This window comes from Ferruginivarius sediminum, assembly GCF_003344765.1.
GTDB classification, from domain to species: Bacteria; Pseudomonadota; Alphaproteobacteria; order Kiloniellales; family Rhodovibrionaceae; genus Ferruginivarius; species Ferruginivarius sediminum.
In genome coordinates, this window is the sequence record NZ_QPMH01000012.1 from 1 (window position 1) to 23,956 (window position 23,956).

Sequence of the window (23,956 nt, forward strand, 5' to 3'; positions counted from 1 at the left end):
GAGCAGCAGGCCGCCGGCGTCTCCCCCGGCTACGTCCGCCTCGCCGTCGGCCTGGAGCACATCGACGACATCCTCGCCGACGTCGAACGCGGCCTCGCCGCCGCGACGGGAAGCTAGGCCGCGTAACAGGAATAAGTCACAGGGCAGGGGACGGCGGAATGCGCCTATGGCGTGTTCCGCCTTACCTGTCTTGATTAGCCAGTTGCGGCGGGCCGCGCGCGCACCGACGTATCGGGCGGGTTCAGGACATCGTCGAGCAGCCGCCCGATTCCAGTGTCCAATTCGCCGTGCAGGGTCGCGGTGACCAGGCGGTCGGTGCGTTCGCTGTCGAGGAGCGGCGCGATCAGAGTGCGCGTTTTCTCCACGATCTCTGCGTCCGACAGCGCCGTTTCCGGGTCTCCGCGCGTGGTCGTCTCGCCCGAATTCAGAACTTGACCATCGGTCGTTGCGATCTCCATCTCGCACCAGCGCTCGGCCGGGAAGCGCGCGTTGAAGCGGTCGTCGGGGATCAGTTCAACGCGCGCGGCCAGGTCCAGCGTGCGCCGGTCGGTGAGGGCGGAGCCGGCGATTTCGTCCGCGCCCAGCCGCCCATAGCGCAGCAGCGCGGCAACCGGAAACGCGATGGCATACTGTGCCTCGTCACCGTTTGCCGGTGCATGCCCCGCAAGGCGGACACCTTCGGTAAATGTCCTGATACGGATACGGGCGATACTGTCCGCCAGCACCTCGCCTTGCAGCTTCGCCGCAGCTTCCAGCGCCGGCTGGGCCCAGCGGCAAACGGGGTAGGGCTTGAAGTACTGCTCCTCGACCCGCCAGCATGTCCCGAGGTCGGCCCAGAGGTCCGAGACATCATTGCTTTCGATCAGCTCCGAGGAGCCGGCGCGGAAGCCGTCCCGCGCCATCAACGTCGCTGCGACGCCGGCGAACGCACCCATCTGCGAGCCGTCCTTCAGCATGCTGGGCTGGTCGATGACCCGCATCATCAGCCCGCGCGGGGCATAGAACTCCGCCGCGCCGAGCGCCGAGGCACTGTGTTCGCCATCGAGGCCAAGTGTCCGTGCACCAAGGGCGGCGACGCCAAGCGCGTTCCAGGCACCGGATGTGTGGTACTGCGGCGATATCCTGTGCAGCGCGATGCCCGCGCGGGTGGCGATCTCGTAGCCGACGAGCAAACGCAGGATCAATTCGCCCAGATCGCAGGTGCCATCGGTGTCGGTGAAGGCAAGCAACCCGGGCGCCGTTGCTGCGCCGACGTGGCCCTTGCATAGGCGGTGGCCGTCGTGCCCGTCCAGACTGTCGGTCGCGCCCGCGCCGGCCATTGCGGCGACAGGAGCGGCGACGCGTCTGCCATCCAGCGGCAAGCGGGCGCCCGATGCACCAGCCGGGTAGACCGCGGCCACGTGGTCGCGAAGCAGCCGGCCCGTCTCGGTGTGTGTACCGGCCAACATGACAGCGATGGTGTCCAACAGGCACCGACGCGTGGCGTGAAAGGCGGTTTCTGGAACGTCCTTCGCCCGAAGGCCGTGAATGAAATCCTGAACCTGGCCGGCCATCCCTTGAACCCCAGGCGCTGTTTCAACCTCGTACCTTCCTAGGCACACGGACGGTGCGGACGCAATGCCTTCCGTCCGTTGATTGTCGTGTCGATTGCCGTGGATCAGGGCAGGTGCCGCTCCATGATCGCGTTGTAGCGCGGCGTTGCCTTCAACCGGCGCAGCGCCTTGTTGAAACGGCGCAACGCAGCGGCGCTTTCCTGATGCCGACGGGGGAAGATGACGTGCAAGGTCGTCTTGTCGACGACCAGGTCAATCGCTTTGAGGTCGATCGGGGTCTGGAGCCGCTTTTTCGTGATCCGCGCCTGGATCGGCTCGGTCAGGACGAAGTCCACGCGACCGTGTGCAAGCAGCTCGAAGCAGCGAGTCATCGTGGCCGGGGTTTCCCGCTCCAGTGAGCCGATCAGCGTTTTGGCCGCGGCAGTGTCCGTTAGTTCGTATCCCAGCGGATAGCAGTAGCGCAGTCCTGCGGGATCCTTGAGGCTGTCGGCATCCAGTGCGCTGCCTGCCTTGACGAAGGGGCGCATCGCGGTCCGCAGCACCGGTTCTGAATAGAGAAAGTCCGCCGTTCTCTCGGCCGTGCGAACGTAGGGGAATGTCGCCACATACTTGCCGGCGAGTGTTTCCCGATAGCCGCGTTTCCATGGGCGGAAGCTGACATCGACCTCGCGGCCAAGAAGCTGGAAGACCTCCCGGACGATGTCCGTGATCATCCCACCACCCGGTAGATCCGAGCCGGTGAAGGGGGCGTAGTCATTGCCTGTTACCAGCCGGACCGTTGCGTGGCCGCTATAGCGTTCGTCAGCATACGCAAGACCACAAGCGGCCATAACCGCCGAGGCGGTTGCAAGAAACAATGCGTAGACATGCGGCGAAACCCGATGGGCAAGACGCTTTGACCGCGACATCCTCGAAGTCATCGTTCTTGTTCGGCGATAGCCTGGACTGCTTCTACTTCGAGAGACGTGCATCATGGTCTGTGCCAACGCGGTCTGTAACCGGACGCCAAATATTGAAATTCGAATGTGTTTCGTAACGAACGTATCGTATGCGCTTTGACTTCATAGCAATAGGGTATCATCCGGGCATGTTACGACGGCTGGCGCACGAGCGGGGCGCGACCTAGCGGCGCAGAGCGTATCGGAAAGCTTGTCCCGTTCCCGGTCAGTTCCTAATATCGCGTCCGCCGTTTGAAGCCTTCGGGAAAAGAAGCGTCAAGAACGCGCCACGCGCGCAGGAGAGATATGACACAGCCCAAACGCACGAACGCCGCCGCCCATGTGCGTGCGGTGACCGGCGAAGCGCCTGCCCGGCCTGCCGCGGCCGGGAAGCGCGGCGACTATCCAACGGTTCGTCTGCGCCGCAACCGGACCGATGACTGGACGCGCCGCATGGTGGCCGAGAACCACCTCGCGCCGGCTGACCTGCTGTGGCCGGTGTTCGTGCAGGAGGGCACCGATGCCGCGGATCCGGTCGGCTCAATGCCGGGCGTGGAGCGGCTTTCCGTCGACCGGCTGGTCGAGGCGGCGGGCCGTGCCGCAGAGCTTGGAATCCCCGCTATCGCCTTGTTCCCGCACGTCCCGGCCGAACGGAAGACGGCGGACTGCGCCGAGGCATGGAACCCCGAAAACCTGGTGTGCAAGGCGGTGCGGGAAGTCAAGCGGCAGGTCTCCGATATCGGCGTCATCTGCGATGTGGCCTTGGATCCCTACAACGCGCTGGGGCATGACGGCCTTGTGGCGGATGGCCGTGTCCTGAACGACGAGACGCTGCACGCCCTGATACGCCAGTCGCTGGCACAGGCGGAGGCCGGCTGCGACATCATCGCACCTTCTGACATGATGGATGGTCGTGTCGGCGCGATCCGCGAGGCGCTTGACGCGGCAGGCTATCAGGAAGTCAAGATCATGTCGTATGCCGCCAAATACGCTAGCGGCTTCTACGGCCCGTTCCGGGATGCCGTCGGCTCCGGTGGCTTCCTGGCGGGCGACAAGAAGACCTACCAGATGGATCCCGCCAACAGCGACGAGGCCCTGCGCGAGGTAATGCTCGACCTTCGCGAAGGGGCCGACATGGTGATGGTGAAGCCTGGCATGCCGTACCTGGATATCGTGCACCGCGTGAAGGAGGCGTTCCGCGTTCCCACCTTCGCCTATCAGGTCAGCGGCGAATACGCGATGTTGAAGGCGGCCGTGGAGCGGGGCTGGCTCGACAACGACAAGGTGATGCTGGAAAGCCTGCTGTCCTTCAAGCGGGCCGGCGCGGACGGGGTGCTGACCTATTTCGCGGTGGAAGCGGCCGAACGACTCAAGGCCGGTTGAATCTTCGGGGAGCGGGGTAGGCGTATCGCGGGTGGTCAGTCGGGCTCGCGTCCGTCGATATGTGACGAAAAGCGGCTTTGAAACGCGTGAGCCTGTTGCTCCGCGTCCAGGCCGGTGCGGCTCGGACCATTATGTTTGTAGCCGTCGAAGATGTCCGCGAAGTCGTCGGCGATCCTCTCGAACGCACCGAGGATCGCCGGATCGAAATGCTCGGGCCGCGTTCGGCCGTCACCCTTGGTTATCAGTTCGACGGCCGTGGCGTGATCGAAGCCGTCCTTGTAGGGGCGGCGGCTACGCAAGGCATCGTAGACGTCGCACAGGCTCATGATGCGGGCGGGGAGGGGGATGTCGCTGCCTGAAAGACCGTCTGGATAGCCGCTGCCGTCCCATCGCTCGTGATGACTGCGGGCGATTTTTGCACCCATTACAAGATAGTTGGACTGGCCGCCGCTGAGTATCTGTTCGCCGATAATAGTGTGCCGCTTCATAACCGCCCATTCCTCCGGGCTGAGGGGGCCCGCCTTGAGGAGAATGTGGTCGGGAATGCCGATCTTACCGATATCGTGCATCGGGCTGGCATGGGCGATCGTGTCGACGAAGTCTTCGCCCATGCCCAGTGCGTTGGCCAGATGCTTCGTATATTCGCTGATCCGATTGATGTGCTCGCCGGTCTCGTGGTCCCTCGATTCCCCGGCACGGGTCAGGATCAGCACCGTCTCGGTCAGATTGTCGTTCAGTTGCCGGGTTTTCGTTTCGACCTGTTCCTGCAGGGACTCGTTGAAAATCTCAATCGAGTGGGCATAGCGCTGCTGCATCTCCGAAAGCCGGCGACGCTGCAACAGATTCCCCAGACGGGCCGTGAGGACATCCTTGCCGATCGGCATGGTCGCGACATCGTCGACCTGCTCCCAGACTTGGACGGGTAGCCGTTCGCGCTCTTTCATGGACACGAGGAGAAGGACAGGGGCGACCAGCGGCGATTGATCCTCCCTCCAACTTGCCAGCTCGTCCTGGCGTTCCTTGAGGTTGCGCAGGTCCGTGACAACAATGTCGTAACGGCCTGCGACACGCTTATCCGGTGCCAGACGGTCGGTATCGTGATCGTCCGCCAGATGATTCTCCAGAAGCCGGCGGTTGGCGTCGCTGTTAATCATCAACAGGATGTCAGGCATGGCTACCGCTCGAAACATCTTGGATGAGCTTTGACAGGACCGCCACGGAAACAGGTTTTTTCAACGTTCCCCGGGCGCCGTGAGCGCTACCCAGCGCTTCGAGCCGCTCTTGATTGGGCGGATAGATGACGAAGAACGCAGTGCCATGCTCGTGGAGCCATTCGCATGTCCGCCAGAGGTCCTTGCCGAATCCGACGACGTCGATGAAAACAAGGTCCGGTGCAGGATTCGAGGCGATGGCGGACTCCAGATCGTCAAGGGACTGGAACGCCTGTGCGGCCGCGCCTTGGCGCGCGAGCACCTCCAGCATCAATTGCGCATTCCGCCGACCCTTGCTCACGATGTAGACGTTCGGGCCGGACATCAGGCAAAGGGCGTGTGCGCGCCGTTGCCGCCGTTCGGTGCAGATGTGGCGCCGTTACCCTGCACGGGAGGCTCCACTTCCCCGGCGGTTTCCGATATTTGCGGCGTTCCGGAAAGGATGCCCTGCAAGCCCCGCAACGGCGGTCCCACCTTCAAGCCATAGCGGGTGATATCGAACTGCCTGATGGACTTCTCGAAGTTGCTCGTCCGCTTTTTCAGGATGCCGACGCTTTTTTGCATCGTGCCGCCGATCTCGAAATACCGGAGCAGGACGATAGTATCGGCGAGATAGCTGATGCCGGTATTCGTGACCCTCAGGTCGGCGCTGGCGACGGTATCAATTTCGTTCGGGAGTATGACCGTGACCCCCATATTCATCAGATAACGGCACAGCGCGTGCATGTGCTGTGTCAGCCGGTCGCTGCGGATGGTAAGTTGGTAGCCGGAAATACTATCGAGCATGACAATCCGCGTGCCGTTCCGCTCGACCTCGTGGCGGACTTCTTCGGCGAACTGATCGGCCGTGGAGGTCAGGGCTTCCATCTCCTTGATGACAAGAGTTCCCTGCTCGATCATCCGGTCGACCGGGATGTTTATGGCGCGACAGCGTTCTATCAGAATATTGCGCTGTTCCTCGAAGGCGAACACGACCGAGCGCTCGCCGCGCCCAGCGGCTTCCTTCATGAACTGCAGACCGAAGGTTGTCTTGCCGACACCGCTTGGCCCGGAGACGATCGTCGTGGTACCCCTTTCCAGCCCGCCATGAAGCATCTGATCGAGGTCCGGGATACCTGAGCTGATCGGCTCGCCGGCGAAATCGCAGTGATACTCGCCTGGCATAAGCCGGGGGTAGATCACGGCACCCGTCGGGCCAAGCTCCATATCGTGTCTACCCTTCTTGAAGCCCGAGCCGCGAAACTTGGCGACAGTGACGCACCGGCGTGACTCGTCGTGTTCGATTTCCAGGATACCATCCACCAGGAAGCGGACATCGTTATCCGGAGCCTCGGGACTGCTCTCAGACGTCAGCAGTACGGTCGCCTCCTGAGAATCGAGGTAACGTACGAAACCCAGGACCTGCTTGCGGAACTGAAAGGCGTCGGGGCTGAGATACCGGAGCTGTGTGATCGAGTCGACGACGACCCGCTTCGGCTTGCACTCCTCGACCTTGGCTGTGATCTCTTCCACGAGCGGCGCACGCTCAACCTCCGCCGGATTGAAAATGTCGTAACTTTCGTTGTCCGTGAAGAATTCCTTGTCGGGGGAGACGTCCAGGAATTCGACGTTATCGACTGCCAAGTTCTGTTTTATTGCATTCTCTTTAAGTTGCGAAGCAGCTTCACCCAAACTGATAAAAAGTGTCTTGTCTCCTGGGGATGCCGTCAGAAAGTGAAATCCGAGCGTGGTCTTTCCGGCGCCTGGGCCGCCGCGGACGAGATAAGCCTTCCCGGGGATGAACCCGCCTTGAAGTATATGATCGAGACCCGCGATCCCACTCGATAGACGATCCGCGGTGCGTGGGCTACTATCAGGCATGAGGATTTCCTTGCTGGCCTCCGTGGCATCCATTGGTATCGCGCCCCGCGAGAAAAACACGCATAAAGTTAAATGAATATTAATCTGATTCGATGAACATAATCATGAAAATTATCAGTATTTAAGGTGTTAAACTGAGGAGTTGTGAGAGGGCAATTTCTAAAGTTTCGCAGTGTATATTTGGCATGATTGCAAATTGCTCTCGGATGATTCCCGAATGTTTTTCCCTTGCGTCACCTTCGTTTGGTTGTTGAGGACTCGAATTGGACGGAGAGGCTATGAGCTCTAACAAGTCCAAGACTCTCTGGGAGAAATTTGCCCAGTTGTTCGGCACGTATCCAGACTCGAATACGACGGAGTATTCGAAGTCCATTATTGCTGGCGAAGCTGATGCACAAGAGGCATTTTCAAGACTTGACCGCTTGTTTCAATCGCATCAGAAGGTTGCGCTTGGTCGAGTTCATTTATTGAATCTCGAAGACCTTGTTGTCAGAAAAATCACGAATAGAGAAGAAACGCTGAAGCGTTTGCGAGAGATCGCCGAAAGCGTCATACGAGATTTCGCTGGTCCACATGATGAGTTCCAACTGGATGAACAGACTAATGCGACACTCTACTTTCCCACACTGACCCGCGAGGCCGGCCAATTGAAGCTAGCGGCGTTGGCAGACGCGATCGTGGACCGAATTCGCGCAGATCAGCCAAAACTTGCCGATCTTCGGCATAGCGCGAAAACAGTAGGAATTGACCGGCAATCCTTCGTGCAACACATCTCGTCGAGAGACCGGCGGCTTTCCGATGCCAGCGCAATTCAGGCGGAAAAACGCCGTCTTGAAGCAGGGAACCGCGCGGTGACCGCCATGGGGAGCACGCGGCAGAACGTTGCTGACCACCCTTTGGAGGAACTGCCGTACTGGCGCCGGGTTCTGGAAAACCAGGAACACGAGATTCCCCAGAATGCCGCCGTCCGATTCAGCGCGGTCTGGCGCGTCAAGGTCGAGATGGTCACGGGCCGCCTCTGCCGGGTGAGTCTGGGGGAGATGGAGGTCGACGCCGACGACCGATTTCGTGGAGACGTGACGGATGTGCGCCGGGCCCAACTCGATAGTTACCTGTTGGCTACAACCATATCGCACGTTGCCGGAATGATCGAACAGGGGCGGCAGGTTATACACGTTGTCCCAGTATCGTTTCGAAGTATCGAGCGGGACCCGCATCGGCTCAAGGTCATGGGCGTGCTCCGCTCGGCGCCCGAAGAGGTCCGTCGGCTGATCGTTTGCGAGATCGTCGAGCTGCCGCCCGATGCGAGCGTCCAGCGGCTGCAAGAGCCATTCACGCGAATCCAATCCTTGTGCCGCTCCGCTATGGCTCAACTGAGGCTTTCAACGGCCAACCTTCGCGGCTGGCGCAACGTCGGAATCAGGGCGGTGGGCGTCGAACTGCCGGCCGAACTGGCGCCAACCCGCGATCTTGTGCGCCGGCTGGATGCATTTTCGTTCAAGGCGCGAGCCACCAGTCTGACGCCGTACATATGGGGCGTCGACACAAAGCTGACGGCGGCTGCGAGCTTGGCGGCGGACTTCGGGTACCTGAGCGGCAATTTGCTGGATAGACTGCTTGGCGACGTGGACACGGCGAGGCGCCTGACCCTGAAGGAACTTTACCTCGCCAGTTAGTCACGGCTGATTAAGGTTGTGCGAGCGGGCTTCCGTTCGTGCATATAGGCTGACATGTCCGTGGCTTTGACACGATTGGGCAAGCAAGAGGAGCCGACCCATGGACGCCGCCGAACTACGCGCAAGGCAGAAGCCGCTCAAGGACCGCTACAAGGAAAACCCCGGAAGCGCGATTGTAACCTCGCGTGCCGAAGGCAGGCTGGCCGACGATGACATTGCCTGCGCCGTCGATGGTTGGCGTGGCCAGGTTGTGGCGGGCCTGCATCCCTCGACGGGCGGCGACGGAAGCCAGGCGTGCTCGGCCGACATCCTGCTGCGTGCGCTCGTCGCCTGTGCAGGTGTCACGCTGAAAAGCGTGGCGACGGCCATGGGTGTCAATCTGCGCGACGCGCGCGTGGTCGCCGAGGGCGACTGGGACGCGCGCGGGACGTTGGGAATCGACAAGCAGGCGCCGGTCGGATTGAGCGACGTACGCCTGACCTTCACGCTGGACACGGACGCCGACGATGCGACGGTGACCAAGCTCATCCAGCTTACCGAGCGGTTCTGCGTGATCTATCAGACGCTCAAGAATCCGCCGCGCGTCACGACGGAAACGCAGGCTACGCGGGCGGCTGGTTGATTCCAGCCGCAAATACCTGCGGGCGGTCCGGCGGCGCGGCGCGTTCCGTCAGGCGCTGCGCCGCTGCTCCCGAGGGGCGGTTTCGGGCAGCTCGATGTTGACTTCCAGCGTCGCCACGTCACTGCCCCGGTCGAGCGCCACCTGGACCTTGTCGTCGTCGATGGCGACGTACTTCTTCACGACCTCAAGCAGGTCCCGCTGCAACTGCGGCAGGTAGTCGGCGCCGTCGCGTCCGGCACGCTCGTGCGCCAGAAGGATTTGCAGCCGCTCGCGCGCCTGCGGCGCCGAGGCCGGTTGCCGCTTGAAAAAGTCGAGCAGCTTCATGCCGTCCTCCGGAAGAGGCGCTGGAACACGCCACGCTTTTCGCGCCGTGTGAAGCGATGGGGGATCTCCTCGCCAAGGAACCTGCTGACAGCGTCACGATAGGACTGGCCCGGCGTCGAGGTGCCGTCCAGGATCACCGGTTGGCCCAGGTTCGAGGCCCGCAACACCGCCTGGTCCTCCGGTACCACGCCGAGCAGGCGGATGGCGAGGATGTCGAGAACGTCGTCGACCGCCATCATCTCGCCGCGCTCGACCCGGTCCAGGTCGTAGCGAGTCAGCAGCAGATGCTCCTTCACCGGCTCGCGGTTCTCCTCGGCGCGCTTCGACTTCGACTGCAGCACGCCCAGGATGCGGTCGCTGTCGCGCACCGACGATACCTCGGGGTTGGTCACGATGACGGCCTCGTCGGCATAGTAAAGCGCCATTACCGCGCCTTTCTCAATGCCGGCGGGACTGTCGCAGATCACGTATTCGAACTCGTCCTTGAGCTTCTCCAGCGCCTCACCCACACCCTCGCGGCTGAGTGCGTCCTTGTCGCGGGTCTGGCTGGTGGGCAGGATAAACAGGTTGTCGATGCGCTTGTCCTTGATCAACGCTTGGTTCAGCCGGGCTTCGCCGTTGATGACGTTGACGAAGTCGAAAACGACCCGACGTTCGCATCCCATCACCAGGTCCAGGTTGCGCAGCCCGACGTCAAAGTCCACGACGACGGTCTTGTGGCCGCGCTGGGCCAGTCCAGCGGCAAAGGCGGCGGCAGAGGTCGTCTTGCCGACGCCGCCCTTGCCCGAGGTCATGACGACGATCTTACTCACGTGCACCCCCTTCCACGGGCTCCCAAATCACTTCGGCGTGCGGACGAGCGGGTCGATCACGAGCTGCTCGCCCTTTAGAAAAATCTGAACCGGCTTACCGATGAGCGCCTCGTCGATATCCTCGCGCACGCGGTAGGCCCCGGCAATGGACACCAGTTCCGCCTCCAGGCTCTGGCAGAAGATACGTGCCGTCTCGTCGCCGCGCACACCAGCAAGCGCCCGGCCGCGCAGCGGCCCATAGACATGGATGTGGCCGTCGGCGATCAATTCCGCGCCTGCGGAAACCGGCGCCGCCGCCACCAGATCTCCGTCACGTGCGTAAAGTCGCTTGCCAGAGCGCACCGGCCGGGTGACCAGCAGTGCGGGCGTGCCATCGCGTTTTGGCGGTGCTGTAGCCTCGCGCTGGCCATCTTGGCTTTTCGCGCCCGACGCGGGCTGTGGCTCGGCGAGCTCCTGGTCATCATGCTCACCGTTCGAATCGGATTCGCGTTCAGGCCGCTGACGTCCCGAGCGCCAGATGGGGAAGGGACACAGGCCCGCAGCCAGGGCGGTCGCGTTCTGACGGTCGCCGCCGTTCTGCACGCCGATGGGGATCAGGCCCATTTCGCGCAGCCTGGCCACGATATCGATCAGGTCGACGCGCGCGTCGTCGGCCACGGCCAGCAGGTCGAGAACCACGGGCGCCCCGTCGAAGAAGCTGGGTGCCTGGCGAAGCTTCGTCTCGACACCGGCCAGGGGGTCCCCCTCGGCCGGGATGTCGACGATCATCATAGTAAAAGTTCCGCCGCGCAGCCGTGCCGGCGCGTCGGCGGTCTTGGTAGACGACTCGTGCAAAGGTGTCCCCTGCCTGGGTGCATTTTTCCGCTGCGCATTGTCACGCTAGAGACATAGGTGCGAGTCGCGGAAGTGACTTTTTCAGGGCGATTTCACGTGCACTTCACGGCGCACGGCGGCGGAACCGCCGTTCGCACTAAATGCGTGTTCACGCTCAACCTAGAATCACGTCAAGGTAGAGCATCAGCACCATTCCGATCATCAGACCGGTGGTGCCTGCGTGCTGGAAGCCGCGCCGGTGCGTCTCGGGAATAATCTCGCTCGATATGACGAAGATCATCGCGCCCGCCGCGAAGGCCATACCCCAGGGCAGTAGATCGCGTGCCAGCGTCACGACGCCGGCGCCGAGCAACCCTCCGACAGGTTCCACGAGGCCTGTGGCGAACGCCACCGCGAAGGCGTAGCCGCGCGAATAGTGCTGGGTCAGCAGGGCGACGGCAACGGCGAGACCTTCGGGTAGGTTCTGCAGGCCGATCCCGATCGCAAGCGCGGTGCCGTTTTCCACGTTGCCGCCACCGAAACCGACGCCAACGGCAAGACCTTCGGGGAAATTGTGCAATGTGATGGCGATGACGAACAGCCAGATCCGCGCCAGGACGCGCGTGTCCCGTCCCTCGCGCCCGGTGAAGAAATGCTCGTGCGGGATGACACGGTTGAGAATCGCCAGGGTGCCGGCGCCGATCAGGATGCCTAGAACGACAATGGTTGCTGCAAGCGACCGCCCGGCCCCCTCGGCTTGAGCGGCCTCGAGGGCAGGCAGGATCAACGAGAAGAAGGAGGCGCTCAGCATCACCCCGGCACCGAAACCTAGCAGCGCATCCTGCATCTTCGCGGAAACGCGCACCGTCATGAGGATCGGTATCGCGCCCAGACCCGTGGCAAGACCGGCCAGCAGGCTGGCCACCGCCCCCAGCACGACCGGCGAGGTCTCCTGCAGCGCGCTGCCGAGCATTTCCCATCTCTCTGAGCGGCGAGCCTGTCCAGCTATACAGTACACCATTGGATGAGCAATGGACGGACTGCCCCTTGTTGGCGTGGAGGTTATCCACTGGCCGGGAACAGTGACAAGGCGATGACCGTCGTTTGCCATCTGAACGATGCTCACCGATATGTCATTCTACTTTGACTTGATAAACGTACCTTCTGTGCGGTATTAAGTTGCCAGATTCACAACTAACACGACAGGCCGGTTAAATTTTATCCCCTCTACGAGAGGCGGAGCGAGGCGCGTAAGGCCGACTCCGTTCGAGCCTTCTTTGTCGAAGGAAAGGGACACCCATGACGCATACTGTTCCGCTCAGCGATATCAGGGTTCTGCACACGCTGGGTCCGACCGGAACCAACTGCGAGGCGGCCGCGAAGCTGTGGTTCGACAATCGCGGCATCGACGGCGAGGTCGTGCTTCACCCGACCCTTGAGGAGGCCGCGACGGTCATGGGCCGCGCGCCCCATGCCGCGCTGCTGGGGTGCGTGGTGTACCCCGATCTGCACACGCTGGTCTTTTCCAACCTGGAGCAGTTCAGCCTTGCCGATCTGTTCATCATGCCAACGCACGACATGGTTCTGGCAAGTCGCACCGGCGAGGCGCCCGCGGTGGTTTCGACCCATCCGGCGCCGCAGCGCCTGATTCCCGACGAACTTGTCCCCGGCGGGGTGCAGCGGCGGCTGGTGAACAGCAACGCGCAGGCGGCCCTGGATTGCGTGCGAGGGTTGAGCGACGGCTGCATCACCACCCTGATAGCCGCCGAGCAGCACGATCTGGCGATCGTCAAGAACTATGGCCCGGTTCCGATGGGCTTCTCGATCCATGTGCCGCGAATGGATGCCGCACCGGCGGCTGCGTCCAAGCCGGCCGAGCAGCGGGAGGCCTCGTTCGATGTCGTTTAGGGGCCCCGGCAATCAGCAGCAGGTGGTCGAGAGCCTGCACGCCGGCACCATCGCCGATGTGCTGGACGCTCACGGCGTGTGGGGCTGCCTGGACCCGCGCATAACCTGCGCCAGCGCGGGACGAGGCCCGATTTTCGGCGAGGCCTATACCATTGCCTGGGCGCCCGTGCGCAAGACGGCCGATATCAAGGAGGCCGGGCCGTCGACCTGGACCGAGGTCAGGGACTTCCTCGCGCCGGATGTCGCCGAAGGCTCCGGCAAGGTCTATGTCGCCGGGGCCGGGCCGATCCTGGAGACGATGGCGCTGGCCGGCGGGCTGAGCTGCGAGGCGTTGGAGGGCCGCGGTTTCGAGGGGATGGTCCTCGGCGGCGCGATCCGCGACGCCCACGTCATCAAGCGCTCCGGCATGCCGGTCTTCGTTTCCAACTTCACGCCGGCGGATACGCAGGGCGGCTACCGCGTCTCGGAAACCGGCGGCGCGTGCACCATCGGCAGCGTCACCGTGCAGACCGGCGACCTGATCTTCGGCGACGAGACGGGCGTGGTGGTCGTGCCGCAGGCCATTGCCCCAACGGTGATCGCGCAGGCGCTGGAGATCGAGCAGGTCGAGACGGGCATCGTCGAGCAGATCCGTGCCGGCAAGCCCCTCCACGAACTCGTCGACGAGGAGACTGGTCGGATATGAACACGCAGCTTTTCAAGGTGGTAACGACCGGTATCGGACCGGACGCCATCCAAACCGCCCTGAATGAAACCCCGCACGACAGCCACTTCGGCGAGGTTTATCGCCATCGCTCGATGTCCCGCTTCCGGGTGACCGACGACGGGAGCGTCGAGCAGCTTCCGGCGATGCCTCTTTATCAAAGCAACGACATCAATCCGCTGGAGGGCTATGGCGGCATCTACCGGGATTACGCGGAGTTGCCGGAGAGCCTTGTCGCCGCGCCGGCGTTCAAGCAGCTCGTCGACGTCTGGCTGCGCACGCTACCGGAGGGCTGCGAGACGTTTTCCGTGCATCACATCCGAACCAAGGCGCCGGGGTCGCCGGTGCCGGAGGGGCGGCACCGCGACGGCTACGAATTCGTCGGGTTGTGCATCCTGCAGCGCGATGGAGTCGACCCGAAGAGCGGCCTCACGCAGTTCTGGAACCGCGAGAGCGACGAGCTGATTTTCGAAGGCGTCCTTGGCGAAGGCGACTTCGCCATTTTCGACGACCGCGACCACCTGCACTACACGAGCGAGGTGACGGCGGAGCAGAAGAACGGTGCCGGCGCGGGCGAGGCCACGGCGGTCCGCGACGTTCTGATTTTCACCGTCCCGGATCACGGGCAGATCTCGCCCGAGTACGAAGTGTCCTGAAGACAGGGAGCGCAGCAGCCATGAATTTCCACTATCGAAAAGACCTGAAGCCGCACGAGCTGATCGAGGGGTATCAGGGCCGCTTCGTCCACTCGGACCGGATGACCGTCGCCCACTGGGACATCAAGGCGGGCTACGAGGTGCCCGAGCACACGCACGAGAACGAGATGGTCATCAACGTCGTCGAGGGCCAGTTCGAGGTGACGGTGGACGACGAAACGAAGGTGCTGGGGCCGGGCGACGTGGCCATCGTACCGTCGTTCGCGCGCCACAAGGCACGGGCGATCACCGACTGCCGCTGCATCGACGTTTTCTCGCCCGTGCGCGAACCCTACAAGGTCTGATCGGATGTCGTTGCCGCGCTACACCTGGCGTAACGGCTCCCTTGCGCCGATCGAGGAGGCTGGTCCCTCGATCGGCAGCATGTCGCTGCACATGGGGCTCGCCGTCTTCGACGGGCTGATGGCCTACAGGAACGGCCAGCGTTACCGGCTGCACTACGCGCGGCCGCATCTCGAACGCCTGCACAACGGCTCGGCGCGGATGGGATTTCCCTCTCCGTGGAGCGTGGAACAGCTTTACGCGGGCATCGAGGAGCTGCTGGACGCCATCCCCGAAGCCGACTACTACATCCGGCCCATCGCCTATCGCGGGGCCAACCACCTCTGGTTGACGGGGATCGAGGAGATTCCGGTCGACGTGTCGATCATGGCGTTGCCGGCAAGCCGCGATGTGGACGCGGGCCTGCGCTGCCACATCTCGCCGGTCCAGCGGGTGTCCAGTCAGGCCATCCCGGTGAGCTGGAAGGTCTCCGGCACTTACGTCAACAGCTATCTCTCGCGCGAGGCCGCGGCGGCCCGAGGGTATCACGACGGCATCATGCTGGATCGGGAAGGCCGTATCTGCGAGGCCTCGGCCGCCAATGTCTTCTTTGTGATCGCCGGTAAGGTGGTGACGCCGATACTTTCGCCCGATGTGTTCCCCGGCGTGACGCGGCGGATCGTGATCGATCTGCTGAAGGGCCTGGAAGTCGAGGTGGAGGAGGTCGCGCTCTATCCCTGCGACGTCATTGCCGCGGACGCCGCGTTCATCACCTCGACGCTGCTGGAGATACGGCCCATCGATGAATTGCACGGGCACGAGATGGCCTCCTCGCGGAACGAGATTTTCCTGAAGCTGCGCCAGAGGTTCCGCGAACTGACGCACAGCGGCGAGACGACCTAGCGATGCGCCACTCGATAGCAGCGCGTCCGTCGAGCGGCCTGTTTCTCGGGGCAAAGCTGGGATTTCCGGTCTGCGTGAGCTTCTTGATCTTCGGCCTGACGTTCGGTGTGGCGGCGGTCGAGAAGGGCGTGTCGCCCGCCAACGCCACCCTGGCCAGCCTGGCCGTATTCTCCGGGTCCTCGCAGTTCCTGATTTTGGACATGCTGGGCTCGCCGGCGGAACTGGCCGGGATCGCGATCACGGTGTTCCTGCTGAATATCCGCCATCTGATGATGGGGGCGGCGCTGGTTCCGCACATGCGCGGGGCGCCATACCCGGTGCAGCTTCTGGGTACGCTGTTCATGATCGACGAGACCTGGGCCATCGCCATGTCGCCGGATGCCGAGAGCTCGCGGCTTCACGTCCTTGTCGGCAGCGGCCTGGTGGCAATGGCCGGCTGGGTCGCGGGCACGGCGGCGGGCGCGGTGCTGGGCGGATTGATCGTGGCGCCGGAACGCGTGGGCGCGGACTTCGTCTATTACGCTGTCTTCCTGTTCATCCTGGCATCGATGTGGAACACACGGACGTCGGCGCTGCCGTGGCTCGTCGCCGCCGGTATCGCCGTGGCGACCGCGCAGGTTCTTCCCGGCAAATGGTATGTCGTCACCGGCGGCTTGGCCGGTGCGCTGATCGGAGGGGCGCAGCCGTGGACCAAGATATCATCCTGATCGGCATCCTGGTTGCCGCCGCAGCCATCATTGCCACGCGCCTTCTGGGCCTGGTCCTTGTCGGGCGACTCAACCTGCCGCCTTATGTCGAGCGTTGCCTGGAGCACACGCCCGGCACCATGCTGACCGCGTTGATCGTGCCCGACATCATCGAAATGGGCTCCGTGGGATTGACCGCGGCCTTCGCGACGGTTCTGATTGCACTCGTGTCCCGCAACATGCTGGCGGCCGTCTTCGGCGGCGCCGGTTCGGCAGCGGTGGCGCGATACCTGCTGTCCGCGATCTAGCGAAGGAATAGAGATGGCCGCGACCGCTGAAGTGATCCGTCCGCGCAACCTGTGCGAGGCGGTCTCGCACCAGGAGGCCCTGCAGGAAACCTGGGCCACGCTGCGTCGGGAAGCTCAGGCCGCGAAGACGGCGGAACCCATGCTGTCGGCCTTCTACGAGCGTACCGTCCTGCGCCACGAATCCTACACCTCGGCCCTTGCGGCGCTGATTGCGGACAAGCTGGCGACTCCGGATGCCGGCGCCGAGGTGGTTTATGAACTGGTGCTTGAGGCGATGTCGGGCGACGCGCGTATTGCCGCGTGTTCCGCCTGCGACCTGGCGGCGAGCGTGGAGCGCAACCCGGCGTTTCCCGACGCACTGGTGGCGTTTCTCTATGCCAAGGGCTTCCACGCGCTGCAAACCCACCGCGTTGCGCACGTGCTATGGCAGCGCGGCCGCAAGGAGCTGGCCTACTTCGTCCACGGGCGCGCCACCGACACCTATGCGGTGGATATCCACCCCGCCGCGAAGATCGGACACGGCGTCTTCATCGACCACGCGACCGGCGTCGTCGTTGGCGAAACCGCGACAATCGGCAACAACGTCTCCCTGCTGCACGGCGTGACGCTGGGCGGCACGGGCAAGGAGTCGGGCGACCGCCATCCGAAAGTCGGCGACGATGTCCTGATCGGCGCGGGTGCGGTCGTGTTGGGCGCGATACAGGTGGGCGAGGGCTCGCGCATCGGTGCTGGTAGTGTGGTGCTGCACGCCGTACCGCCGCACGTCACCGTCGCCGGGGTTCCGGCCCGTGTGGTGCGGCGGAGCTGCCCGGAAAGCCCTGCGGAGACGATGGACCAGGTCTTCGACTGAGCCGGAAGCGCGCGTGCGGCCGCGCTACCACCGCTCGCGCGTCGCGGAGAAGCGGATGTCGGGCCAGTCCTCCTGGATGCGGCCCATATCCCAGAAGTTGCGGGCCATGTAGACCGGCGCGCCGTCCCGATCCTCGGCGACAGCCGAGCGGTTACGGTCGATGAATTTCTTCAGCATCTGCGGGTCGTCGGCATCGACCCACCGGGCGGTCTCGAACGGCGCGGCCTCGAAGGCGGCGCGGACGTTGTATTCCGTCTCGATCCGCTGGGCCAGCACGTCGAGCTGAAGCTGCCCGACCACGCCGACGACGTAGGAGCTGTCGATTACCGGGCGGAAGACTTGGGTCACGCCTTCCTCGGCCAAATCCTCCAACGCGCGCTTCAGGTGCTTGGCGCGCATCGGGTCGTCCAGGCGGACCCGGCGTAGGATTTCCGGCGCGAAGTTCGGGATGCCGGTGAAGCGGGTCTCGCCGGCCTCCACCAGGGTGTCGCCGACGCGAAGCTGACCGTGGTTGGGAATGCCCAGGATGTCGCCGGGCCAGGCTTCCTCCGCCAGCTCGCGGTCCTGGGCGAAGAACATGATGGGGTTGTGCACCGCCATCGTCTTGCCGGTGCGCGCCTGCTTCAGCTTCATGCCCCGCTTGAACCGGCCGGAGACGAGCCGCAGATAGGCGATGCGGTCCCGGTGGTTCTTGTCCATATTGGCCTGGACCTTGAAGACGAAGCCGCTGACCTTCTCTTCTTCCGGCTTGATTTCCCGCGGCTGGGCCGGCTGCGGGCGCGGCGGCGGGGCAACGCGGCCCAGGTTCCATAGCAGCTCCTCCACCCCGAACTCCTTCAAGGCGCTGCCGAAGAACACCGGCGTCAGGTGCCCCTCGCGATAGGATTCCAGGTCGAAGGCGGGGCATGCCGCCTCAATCAGTTCAGCATCCTCTGCCAGCTTTTCCGCGTGTTCCGCCGGCACCTTGCCGTCCAGCCCGTCCGGTTCGGCGGCGATGGCTTCGGGGTGCTCGCCCTGTTTGGCGTAGGGCAGGAGGCGCCGGCCGACCAGGTCGTAGACGCCCTGAAGGGTGACGCCCATGCCCACAGGCCAACTCATCGGCACGGTGTCGAGTGCCAGCGTTTCCTGGATCTCGTCGAGAAGTGCGAAGGGGTCGAGGCCCTCGCGATCGATCTTGTTGACGAATGTCACGATCGGCACGTCGCGCAAGCGGCAGACCTCGAACAGCTTGCGGGTCTGGCTTTCGATGCCGCGGGCGGCGTCGATCACCATGATTGCGGAATCGACCGCCGTCAGCGTGCGGTAAGTGTCCTCGCTGAAGTCCTCGTGACCCGGCGTATCGAGCAGATTGAAGATGTTGCCGCCGTACTCGAACGTCATCACCGAAGTCGAGACGGAGATTCCGCGCTGCTGCTCGATCTGCATCCAGTCCGAGCGGGTGCGCCGCCGCTCGCCGCGTGCCTTCACCTGGCCCGCAAGATGGATTGCACCGCCCAGCAGCAGCAGCTTCTCGGTCAGCGTGGTCTTACCCGCGTCCGGGTGCGAGATGATGGCGAAGGTCCGCCGCCGTGCCGCCTGCTCAGCGACGGGGGTCATCGGCGTGGCCTCGCTGGCCGCGGTGGTCAACGCGAAACTCCTTCAGCTTGGTCGATACGGAATGTTCAGGCTGTGCCCCTGATATGGGAATAAGGGGTGATTTTGCATCAAGAAATTGTCGCAACCGGCCCCTCGGGTCTAGGATCGAACCATGACCGATCGCACCGATATAGACCTGGAAGCTTTCAAGCGCCGGCTGCAAGAGCGTAAGGCGGAGCTGGAGAACGTCAGCGAATCCGCCGACGAGGCGCGCCGTCCGGTCGAACTGGATCAGACGCGCCAGGGCCGCCTGTCGCGCATGGACGCCTTGCAGGGCCAGGAAATGTCCAAGGCCGCGGAGCGGCGGCGCCAGCTTGAGCTGAAGCGGATCGAAAGCGCGTTCCAGCGGATGGAGGAGGGCGAGTACGGCTACTGCGTCTCGTGCGGCGACGAGATTGCACTGAAGCGGCTGGAAGCCGACCCGACCACGCCGCTTTGCATCGACTGTGCCGAGGACGCGGGGCGGTGACGGAGTCGCCAGCCCTGGCCGCGCCCGACTTCACGCTCCGTGGCAGCGAAACGCTGCGCCAACTGGACGGCAAGACCTACGAGAAGCAGCTCCACGCCTGCCAGGAACGACTGCGGGCGGTGCAGCTTAGCTACCTGCACCATCGCACCCGCGGCGTTGTGGTGATGGAAGGCTGGGACGCCAGCGGCAAGGGTGGCGTCATCCGCCGTATGGCGGCCGTCATGGAGCCCCGCGCGTGCAGCTTCTGGGCCATCGGCCCGCCGCAGCCGGAATGGCAGGGCCGGCACTATCTGGCGCGCTTTTGGCCGCTGCTGCCGGAGCCGGGGCGGATCAGCGTCTTCGACCGCTCCTGGTATGGGCGCGTACTGGTGGAGCGGGTGGAGGGCCTGACCGGCCAAGCGGCGTGGCGCCGCGCCTATGACGAGATCAACGAGTTCGAGCGAATGCTCCTCGACGATGGGGTGCGCATCGTCAAGATTTTCATGCATGTGAGCCCGAAAGAGCAGCTTCGCCGCTTCCAATCTCGCATCGACGAACCACTGAAGCGGTGGAAGATGACGATGGCCGACATCCGCAACCGGGAAATGCGCCACGCCTACGAGAAGGCGGTGGAGGAGATGGTGCAGCGGACCTCGACCGTGCGCGCGCCGTGGCACGTCATTCCAGGCGACTGCAAGAAGTACGCGCGGGTCCATACTTTGGGCCTGATCGCCGAGGGGCTGGGGGAGGGGCTGGACCTGGCCCCGGCGCCGCTGGCCCGCGACGTGGCAAGGGCGGCGCGCGAACGGCTGGGCCTCAACATTCCGGAGGGCTTATGACCTTGCCGAGTGGCTTCTGGCGCGACCTGACGACGGAGGATTTCGCCGCCATCGACGCCGAGCGGACGGTCGCCCTGCTGCCGGTCGCCGCGATCGAGCAGCACGGACCGCACCTGCCGCTCTATACCGATACCTGCATCGCCGAGGGCATTGTCGCCCACGCCCTGGAAATGGTGCCGGAAAACCTGTCGCTGTTGGTGCTGCCGGTGATGGGGCTGGGATGCAGCATCGAGCACCAGGCCTTTCCGGGGACGCTGTCGAGCACGCCGGAAACCCTGATCCGCCTATGGACCGAGATCGGCGAGAGCGTGGCGGACGCCGGAGTGTTCAAGCTGGTGCTGTTTAACACCCACGGCGGCCAGACGCACATCGCAGATGCCGTTGCCCTGGAGCTGCGCCGCCGGCGCGGCATGCTGGCAGTGAAGGCAAACTATTTCGGCTTCGGCGTGCCGGCAGAGTTGTTCGACGACGAGGAGGTGGACCACGGCATCCATGGCGGTGCGGTCGAAACCTCCATCATGCTGCACCTGCGCCCCGACCTCGTGCGCATGGAAGCGGCGGAGAATTTTGAGCCGCTGTCGCTTACCATGGCGAGCGAGTACCGCCGGCTGCGCCCGGAAGGCGCGGTCGGTTTCGGCTGGATGGCGCAGGATCTGCACCCGGCTGGCGTGGCGGGCGACGCCACCAAGGCGGACGCGGCGAAGGGCCGCGGCGTGGTGGAGCATGCTGCGCGGTGTCTTGCCGAGCTTGTCGAGGAAACGGCGGCCTTCCCACTGTCGAACCTGCGTCCGGGTCCCGAGACCTGATGCCGGCACTGACGGCGGCGCAGGTATGGCGGCAGCTGCTGGAATGCCGGCGGACAGACAGCCCAGTGCCGGCGGATCTTCTCCCAGACGCTTGCGAAGCTGACGCGGCGAGCTTCTGCGAACTCTATTTGCCGATATTGAGGGACGGTTCGAACGCCCTCTTCACTATCGCGCAGCTCGGGCAGACGCTTGACGGCCGGATCGCCACCGAAAGCGGTCACTCCCACTACGTCACCGGCGAGACGAACCGCGACCATCTGCATCGCCTGCGCGCACTGGTCGACGCCGTGGTCGTCGGCGCCGGGACCGTGGCGGCGGACGACCCGCAACTGACGGTCCGCCGGGTCAAGGGCCCGAACCCGGTTCGGGTCGTGCTTGATCCGCGTCGGCGGCTGCCGGCGGAGCGGCAGATGTTCCAGGATGGCGCGGCGCATACCTTGCTGATGTGCGCGGACGAGCGTGGCGTGGCCGCGACGCACGGTCTGGCGGAGGTTATCGGGGTGCCTTCGGAGGATGGCGGCCTGGATCCCGCTGAGATCCTGCGGACGCTGCACGCGCGCGGATTGCGACGTGTGCTTGTGGAAGGCGGCGGCGTGACGGTGTCCCGATTCCTGGCGGCTGGCCTTCTGGACCGTCTGCACATCGGTGTGGCGCCGGTGATCCTGGGTTCGGGCCGACCGGGCATAACGCTACCGCCGATCGGTACGATGGCCGAAGCGTTGCGCCCCAAGGTGCGGATCCATCCGATGGGTGCGGACACCCTGTTCGACTGCGACCTGCGTACGCCCTAGTTTCCCGGCACTGCAAGCAAATCCATGTGGCCGACGTTCACATATCCCGCACCGGCTTCCAGCGCGTCCATGCGCTGGGCCAGCCATTCGTGGATTGCCTCGGTCGCCTGTGGTGCCATTTCGCTTGCGGCGGCGGTCCAGCCGGCGTGGAGGTGTTGCTGCAGCAGGGTTTCGCCAGGTGTGAGGTGCCAGTCGCTTCTAGCTTCCTCCACCGTGTAGCCATGCGCGCGGAACAGCTCCGCCGCAACCTTGTGGGCATCGGGGCCGAGGGCGGGGCCGAAACCCTTGTCGCCGCGCTGATGCCGGTTCACCAAGGCCGCGATGTCGCAGTCCAGCGGCATCGGAGGTTGCCACGCGATGGTGCCGTCGTAGGTGAGAGTGAAGAGGACGGCAGCGCGCAGCTCCGCACAGTGGGCCGCTAGGCCAGCAAGCCAGTCGCGCGAGACCAGGTCGAGAAGCGCCGAGGCGGTGACAAGGTGCGTGTCGCCAATCGGCAGCGGCCGGGACGCGAGGTCAGCCTGCCGCACTTCGACACGCGCTTCCAGGCCGTCGCCGGCCAAGTGCAGGCCGTCCGGCGCCTCCTGCAATAGGTCGCCGCGCGCCTCGGCCCAGCCCCGAAGCTCGCCCGGCACCGTGGCCAGCAGTGCCGCATCGGCGTCCAGCAGCGTCCAGTGCTGCCGGCCGCGCAGGCGCGGCGCCAAGTGCCGCAGGTTGCTGCCAGTGCCGCAGCCAAGGTCGGCGATGCGTAGCTCGCCAGGCCCTTCCAGACGACCCGCCAGCAGCCGCTCCAGCACTCCGGCCCGCGCGGCATGGTCGGCCGGCTCCCGTAGTGCCAGCCAGTCGCGGTCGAAGCCCGTCATGGCCCCACCTGCTCCAGTGCATTCGCCAGTTTCATCGCGGAATCGCCCCACGTCGGCAGGCGGTCGCGCGCGGCCCGCGCCCCGGCGGCCATGCGTTCGCGCAGTTCGGCGCTGTCCAGAACCCGCGCCAGGGCCGCACGCAGTCCGGCGATGTCGCCCGGCGGCGCCAGCAGGCCGGCGCCCTCCGGCAGCGTGTATGGTACGGCGCCACCCGCCGTCGCCACGACAGGCAGGCCGTGAGCCACGGCCTCCGTCAACACCATGCCATAGCCTTCGTAGTGCGAAGCCAGGACAAAGATGTCGGCGTGACGATAGAGCGCCTCCAGCCCTTCGCCCGCAAGCTCGCCATGAAACCGCACCCGCTGGTCGAGGTTCAGGCCGCTGCACAGGCGGCGCATCTGCGTGGCGTGCCGGACGTTCAGCACCTCGCTGCCGGCCAGATCCAGCGCCCAGGCACGGTCGGCCAGGCCCGCCAGGGCGTTCAGCAGGACGTCATGCCCCTTGCGCGGCGTCAGCGTGGCGACGCACAGCAGATGTGGGGTTTCTCCGCCCGAGCCGGCGGCAAGCGAGGCCGGCTCGACGCCGGGCGGCACGATACCGATGCGATCCTGCGTCACGCCATAGTCGAGCAGGGCATTGGCCGTGAAGCCGCTGGTGGCGACGACGTACCGGGCATGGGTGAGGGCGGTGCACTCGCTCTCCGACAGTGCTTCGCGGTCCTGGACCGACAGGCCGGTTTCCTCTGCCAGAGGATGATGTACCAGCGCGACGAGGCGCAGCCGGTCGCCATGCCCCGCCGCCAGTTCGGGCAGGACGCCATAGGCCAGCCCGTCCACCAGCACGAGCGCGCCGCTCGGTAGGCCGGCGAACAGCGCCTCGGCGGCTTGCAGTGCCTCCTCGCCGGGAAACGGCCAACCGGAGGGTAGGGCATGCACGGTCACCTCCAGGCCCTGATTCTGCAGCGCCTCCGCCATCCGACGGTCGTAAATGAAGCCGCCGGTGCGCGTCTCGGGGTCGCCGGGGACGATGAAGTGCAGATCGGCCAAGCGC

At 64.5% G+C, this 23,956-nt stretch carries 28 protein-coding genes; 16 read left to right on the forward strand and 12 right to left on the reverse strand.

Annotated features, from left to right (window positions below):
* The coding region (locus tag DRB17_RS12780) for a PLP-dependent transferase (RefSeq protein WP_147274899.1) at positions 1 to 117 on the forward strand (117 nt) is incomplete at its 5' end.
* Between the two features lie 77 nt (positions 118 to 194).
* Here the strand turns inward: DRB17_RS12780 and DRB17_RS12785 are convergent.
* Both DRB17_RS12785 and DRB17_RS12790 read right to left on the reverse strand, forming a co-directional pair.
* Positions 195 to 1,553, reverse strand: a complete 1,359-nt coding sequence (locus DRB17_RS12785; protein WP_114582609.1) for an MmgE/PrpD family protein — start codon at positions 1,551 to 1,553, stop codon at positions 195 to 197.
* A 104-nt stretch (positions 1,554 to 1,657) separates the two neighbouring features.
* Positions 1,658 to 2,461, reverse strand: coding sequence for a substrate-binding periplasmic protein (locus DRB17_RS12790; RefSeq protein ID WP_161958805.1), 804 nt, complete (start codon positions 2,459 to 2,461; stop codon positions 1,658 to 1,660).
* A gap of 336 nt (positions 2,462 to 2,797) precedes the next feature.
* On the opposite strand from DRB17_RS12790, the gene hemB reads away from it, so the two are divergent.
* The gene (gene hemB, locus DRB17_RS12795) at positions 2,798 to 3,874 is read left to right on the forward strand and encodes a porphobilinogen synthase (protein WP_114582611.1); all 1,077 of its coding nucleotides are present in this window, start codon (positions 2,798 to 2,800) and stop codon (positions 3,872 to 3,874) included.
* Between the two features lie 35 nt (positions 3,875 to 3,909).
* On the opposite strand, the gene DRB17_RS12800 is transcribed toward hemB, so the two are convergent.
* Genes DRB17_RS12800 through DRB17_RS12810 form a run of 3 tightly spaced genes read right to left on the reverse strand, consistent with a single transcriptional unit; the run spans position 3,910 to position 6,978 of the window.
* The gene (locus tag DRB17_RS12800; RefSeq protein WP_161958806.1) at positions 3,910 to 5,046 is read right to left on the reverse strand and encodes an HD-GYP domain-containing protein; all 1,137 of its coding nucleotides are present in this window, start codon (positions 5,044 to 5,046) and stop codon (positions 3,910 to 3,912) included.
* Positions 5,039 to 5,356, reverse strand: a complete 318-nt coding sequence (locus tag DRB17_RS12805) for a response regulator transcription factor (protein ID WP_147274900.1) — start codon at positions 5,354 to 5,356, stop codon at positions 5,039 to 5,041. Before DRB17_RS12805 ends, DRB17_RS12800 begins: the two co-directional genes overlap by 8 nt.
* Positions 5,357 to 5,409: 53 nt before the next feature.
* On the reverse strand, positions 5,410 to 6,978 hold the full coding sequence (locus tag DRB17_RS12810) for an ATPase domain-containing protein (protein WP_206607882.1): 1,569 nt from the start codon (positions 6,976 to 6,978) through the stop codon (positions 5,410 to 5,412).
* 245 nt (positions 6,979 to 7,223) lie between these two features.
* Between DRB17_RS12810 and DRB17_RS19965 the strand changes: the two genes are divergently transcribed.
* The gene (locus tag DRB17_RS19965) at positions 7,224 to 8,621 is read left to right on the forward strand and encodes a hypothetical protein (RefSeq protein ID WP_147274901.1); all 1,398 of its coding nucleotides are present in this window, start codon (positions 7,224 to 7,226) and stop codon (positions 8,619 to 8,621) included.
* Positions 8,622 to 8,721: 100 nt separating this feature from the next.
* Positions 8,722 to 9,243: an OsmC family protein gene (locus DRB17_RS12825; RefSeq protein ID WP_114582616.1), complete on the forward strand. Its 522-nt coding sequence runs from the start codon at positions 8,722 to 8,724 to the stop codon at positions 9,241 to 9,243.
* A 48-nt stretch (positions 9,244 to 9,291) separates the two neighbouring features.
* On the opposite strand, the gene minE is transcribed toward DRB17_RS12825, so the two are convergent.
* The 4 genes from minE to DRB17_RS12845 all read right to left on the reverse strand — a co-directional run bounded on the left by minE (position 9,292) and on the right by DRB17_RS12845 (position 12,165).
* The gene (gene minE / locus DRB17_RS12830) at positions 9,292 to 9,567 is read right to left on the reverse strand and encodes a cell division topological specificity factor MinE (protein WP_114582617.1); all 276 of its coding nucleotides are present in this window, start codon (positions 9,565 to 9,567) and stop codon (positions 9,292 to 9,294) included.
* Positions 9,564 to 10,379, reverse strand: coding sequence for a septum site-determining protein MinD (minD, locus tag DRB17_RS12835; RefSeq protein WP_114582618.1), 816 nt, complete (start codon positions 10,377 to 10,379; stop codon positions 9,564 to 9,566). The genes minE and minD overlap by 4 nt, the downstream gene beginning before the upstream one ends.
* Positions 10,380 to 10,406: 27 nt before the next feature.
* Entirely contained in the window at positions 10,407 to 11,213 is an 807-nt protein-coding gene (gene minC, locus DRB17_RS12840; protein WP_114582619.1) for a septum site-determining protein MinC, read from the reverse strand.
* Between the two features lie 154 nt (positions 11,214 to 11,367).
* A complete protein-coding gene (locus tag DRB17_RS12845) occupies positions 11,368 to 12,165 on the reverse strand; it encodes a ZIP family metal transporter (RefSeq protein ID WP_241503831.1) in 798 nt (265 codons plus the stop codon).
* A gap of 326 nt (positions 12,166 to 12,491) precedes the next feature.
* Between DRB17_RS12845 and DRB17_RS12850 the strand changes: the two genes are divergently transcribed.
* The 8 genes from DRB17_RS12850 (at position 12,492) to cysE (ending at position 17,527) form a co-directional block, all read left to right on the forward strand.
* Positions 12,492 to 13,100, forward strand: a complete 609-nt coding sequence (locus DRB17_RS12850; protein WP_114582620.1) for a type 2 periplasmic-binding domain-containing protein — start codon at positions 12,492 to 12,494, stop codon at positions 13,098 to 13,100.
* On the forward strand, positions 13,090 to 13,785 hold the full coding sequence (locus tag DRB17_RS12855) for an RraA family protein (protein WP_161958807.1): 696 nt from the start codon (positions 13,090 to 13,092) through the stop codon (positions 13,783 to 13,785). Before DRB17_RS12850 ends, DRB17_RS12855 begins: the two co-directional genes overlap by 11 nt.
* On the forward strand, positions 13,782 to 14,459 hold the full coding sequence (locus DRB17_RS12860; protein WP_114582622.1) for a 2OG-Fe dioxygenase family protein: 678 nt from the start codon (positions 13,782 to 13,784) through the stop codon (positions 14,457 to 14,459). Before DRB17_RS12855 ends, DRB17_RS12860 begins: the two co-directional genes overlap by 4 nt.
* Positions 14,460 to 14,479: 20 nt before the next feature.
* Entirely contained in the window at positions 14,480 to 14,803 is a 324-nt protein-coding gene (locus DRB17_RS12865) for a cupin domain-containing protein (protein WP_114582623.1), read from the forward strand.
* A gap of 4 nt (positions 14,804 to 14,807) precedes the next feature.
* A complete protein-coding gene (locus DRB17_RS12870; protein WP_114582624.1) occupies positions 14,808 to 15,683 on the forward strand; it encodes an aminotransferase class IV in 876 nt (291 codons plus the stop codon).
* Between the two features lie 74 nt (positions 15,684 to 15,757).
* On the forward strand, positions 15,758 to 16,390 hold the full coding sequence (locus DRB17_RS12875; RefSeq protein WP_161958808.1) for an AzlC family ABC transporter permease: 633 nt from the start codon (positions 15,758 to 15,760) through the stop codon (positions 16,388 to 16,390).
* The gene (locus DRB17_RS12880; RefSeq protein ID WP_161958809.1) at positions 16,369 to 16,677 is read left to right on the forward strand and encodes an AzlD domain-containing protein; all 309 of its coding nucleotides are present in this window, start codon (positions 16,369 to 16,371) and stop codon (positions 16,675 to 16,677) included. The genes DRB17_RS12875 and DRB17_RS12880 overlap by 22 nt, the downstream gene beginning before the upstream one ends.
* A 13-nt stretch (positions 16,678 to 16,690) precedes the next feature.
* Complete coding sequence (cysE, locus tag DRB17_RS12885; RefSeq protein WP_114582627.1) at positions 16,691 to 17,527, forward strand: serine O-acetyltransferase; 837 nt, start codon at positions 16,691 to 16,693, stop codon at positions 17,525 to 17,527.
* Between the two features lie 24 nt (positions 17,528 to 17,551).
* Here the strand turns inward: cysE and DRB17_RS12890 are convergent, their stop codons facing one another.
* Positions 17,552 to 19,123, reverse strand: coding sequence for a peptide chain release factor 3 (locus DRB17_RS12890; RefSeq protein ID WP_114582718.1), 1,572 nt, complete (start codon positions 19,121 to 19,123; stop codon positions 17,552 to 17,554).
* Positions 19,124 to 19,274: 151 nt separating this feature from the next.
* Between DRB17_RS12890 and DRB17_RS12895 the strand changes: the two genes are divergently transcribed.
* The 4 genes from DRB17_RS12895 to DRB17_RS12910 all read left to right on the forward strand — a co-directional run bounded on the left by DRB17_RS12895 (position 19,275) and on the right by DRB17_RS12910 (position 22,046).
* Entirely contained in the window at positions 19,275 to 19,631 is a 357-nt protein-coding gene (locus tag DRB17_RS12895) for a TraR/DksA family transcriptional regulator (protein ID WP_114582628.1), read from the forward strand.
* On the forward strand, positions 19,628 to 20,449 hold the full coding sequence (locus tag DRB17_RS12900; RefSeq protein ID WP_161958810.1) for a polyphosphate kinase 2 family protein: 822 nt from the start codon (positions 19,628 to 19,630) through the stop codon (positions 20,447 to 20,449). Before DRB17_RS12895 ends, DRB17_RS12900 begins: the two co-directional genes overlap by 4 nt.
* Positions 20,446 to 21,255 carry a creatininase family protein gene (locus DRB17_RS12905; protein WP_114582630.1) on the forward strand — a complete coding sequence of 270 codons (810 nt, stop codon included), beginning with the start codon at positions 20,446 to 20,448 and terminating at the stop codon, positions 21,253 to 21,255. The genes DRB17_RS12900 and DRB17_RS12905 overlap by 4 nt, the downstream gene beginning before the upstream one ends.
* Positions 21,256 to 21,383: 128 nt before the next feature.
* Positions 21,384 to 22,046 carry a RibD family protein gene (locus DRB17_RS12910; protein ID WP_241503832.1) on the forward strand — a complete coding sequence of 221 codons (663 nt, stop codon included), beginning with the start codon at positions 21,384 to 21,386 and terminating at the stop codon, positions 22,044 to 22,046.
* Here the strand turns inward: DRB17_RS12910 and DRB17_RS12915 are convergent.
* Together DRB17_RS12915 and DRB17_RS12920 are read right to left on the reverse strand one after the other, a co-directional pair.
* The gene (locus DRB17_RS12915) at positions 22,043 to 22,906 is read right to left on the reverse strand and encodes a class I SAM-dependent methyltransferase (RefSeq protein ID WP_114582632.1); all 864 of its coding nucleotides are present in this window, start codon (positions 22,904 to 22,906) and stop codon (positions 22,043 to 22,045) included. The genes DRB17_RS12910 and DRB17_RS12915 overlap by 4 nt on opposite strands.
* Positions 22,903 to 23,952: a glycosyltransferase family 4 protein gene (locus DRB17_RS12920; protein ID WP_241503833.1), complete on the reverse strand. Its 1,050-nt coding sequence runs from the start codon at positions 23,950 to 23,952 to the stop codon at positions 22,903 to 22,905. Before DRB17_RS12920 ends, DRB17_RS12915 begins: the two co-directional genes overlap by 4 nt.
* Positions 23,953 to 23,956 lie beyond the last annotated feature (4 nt).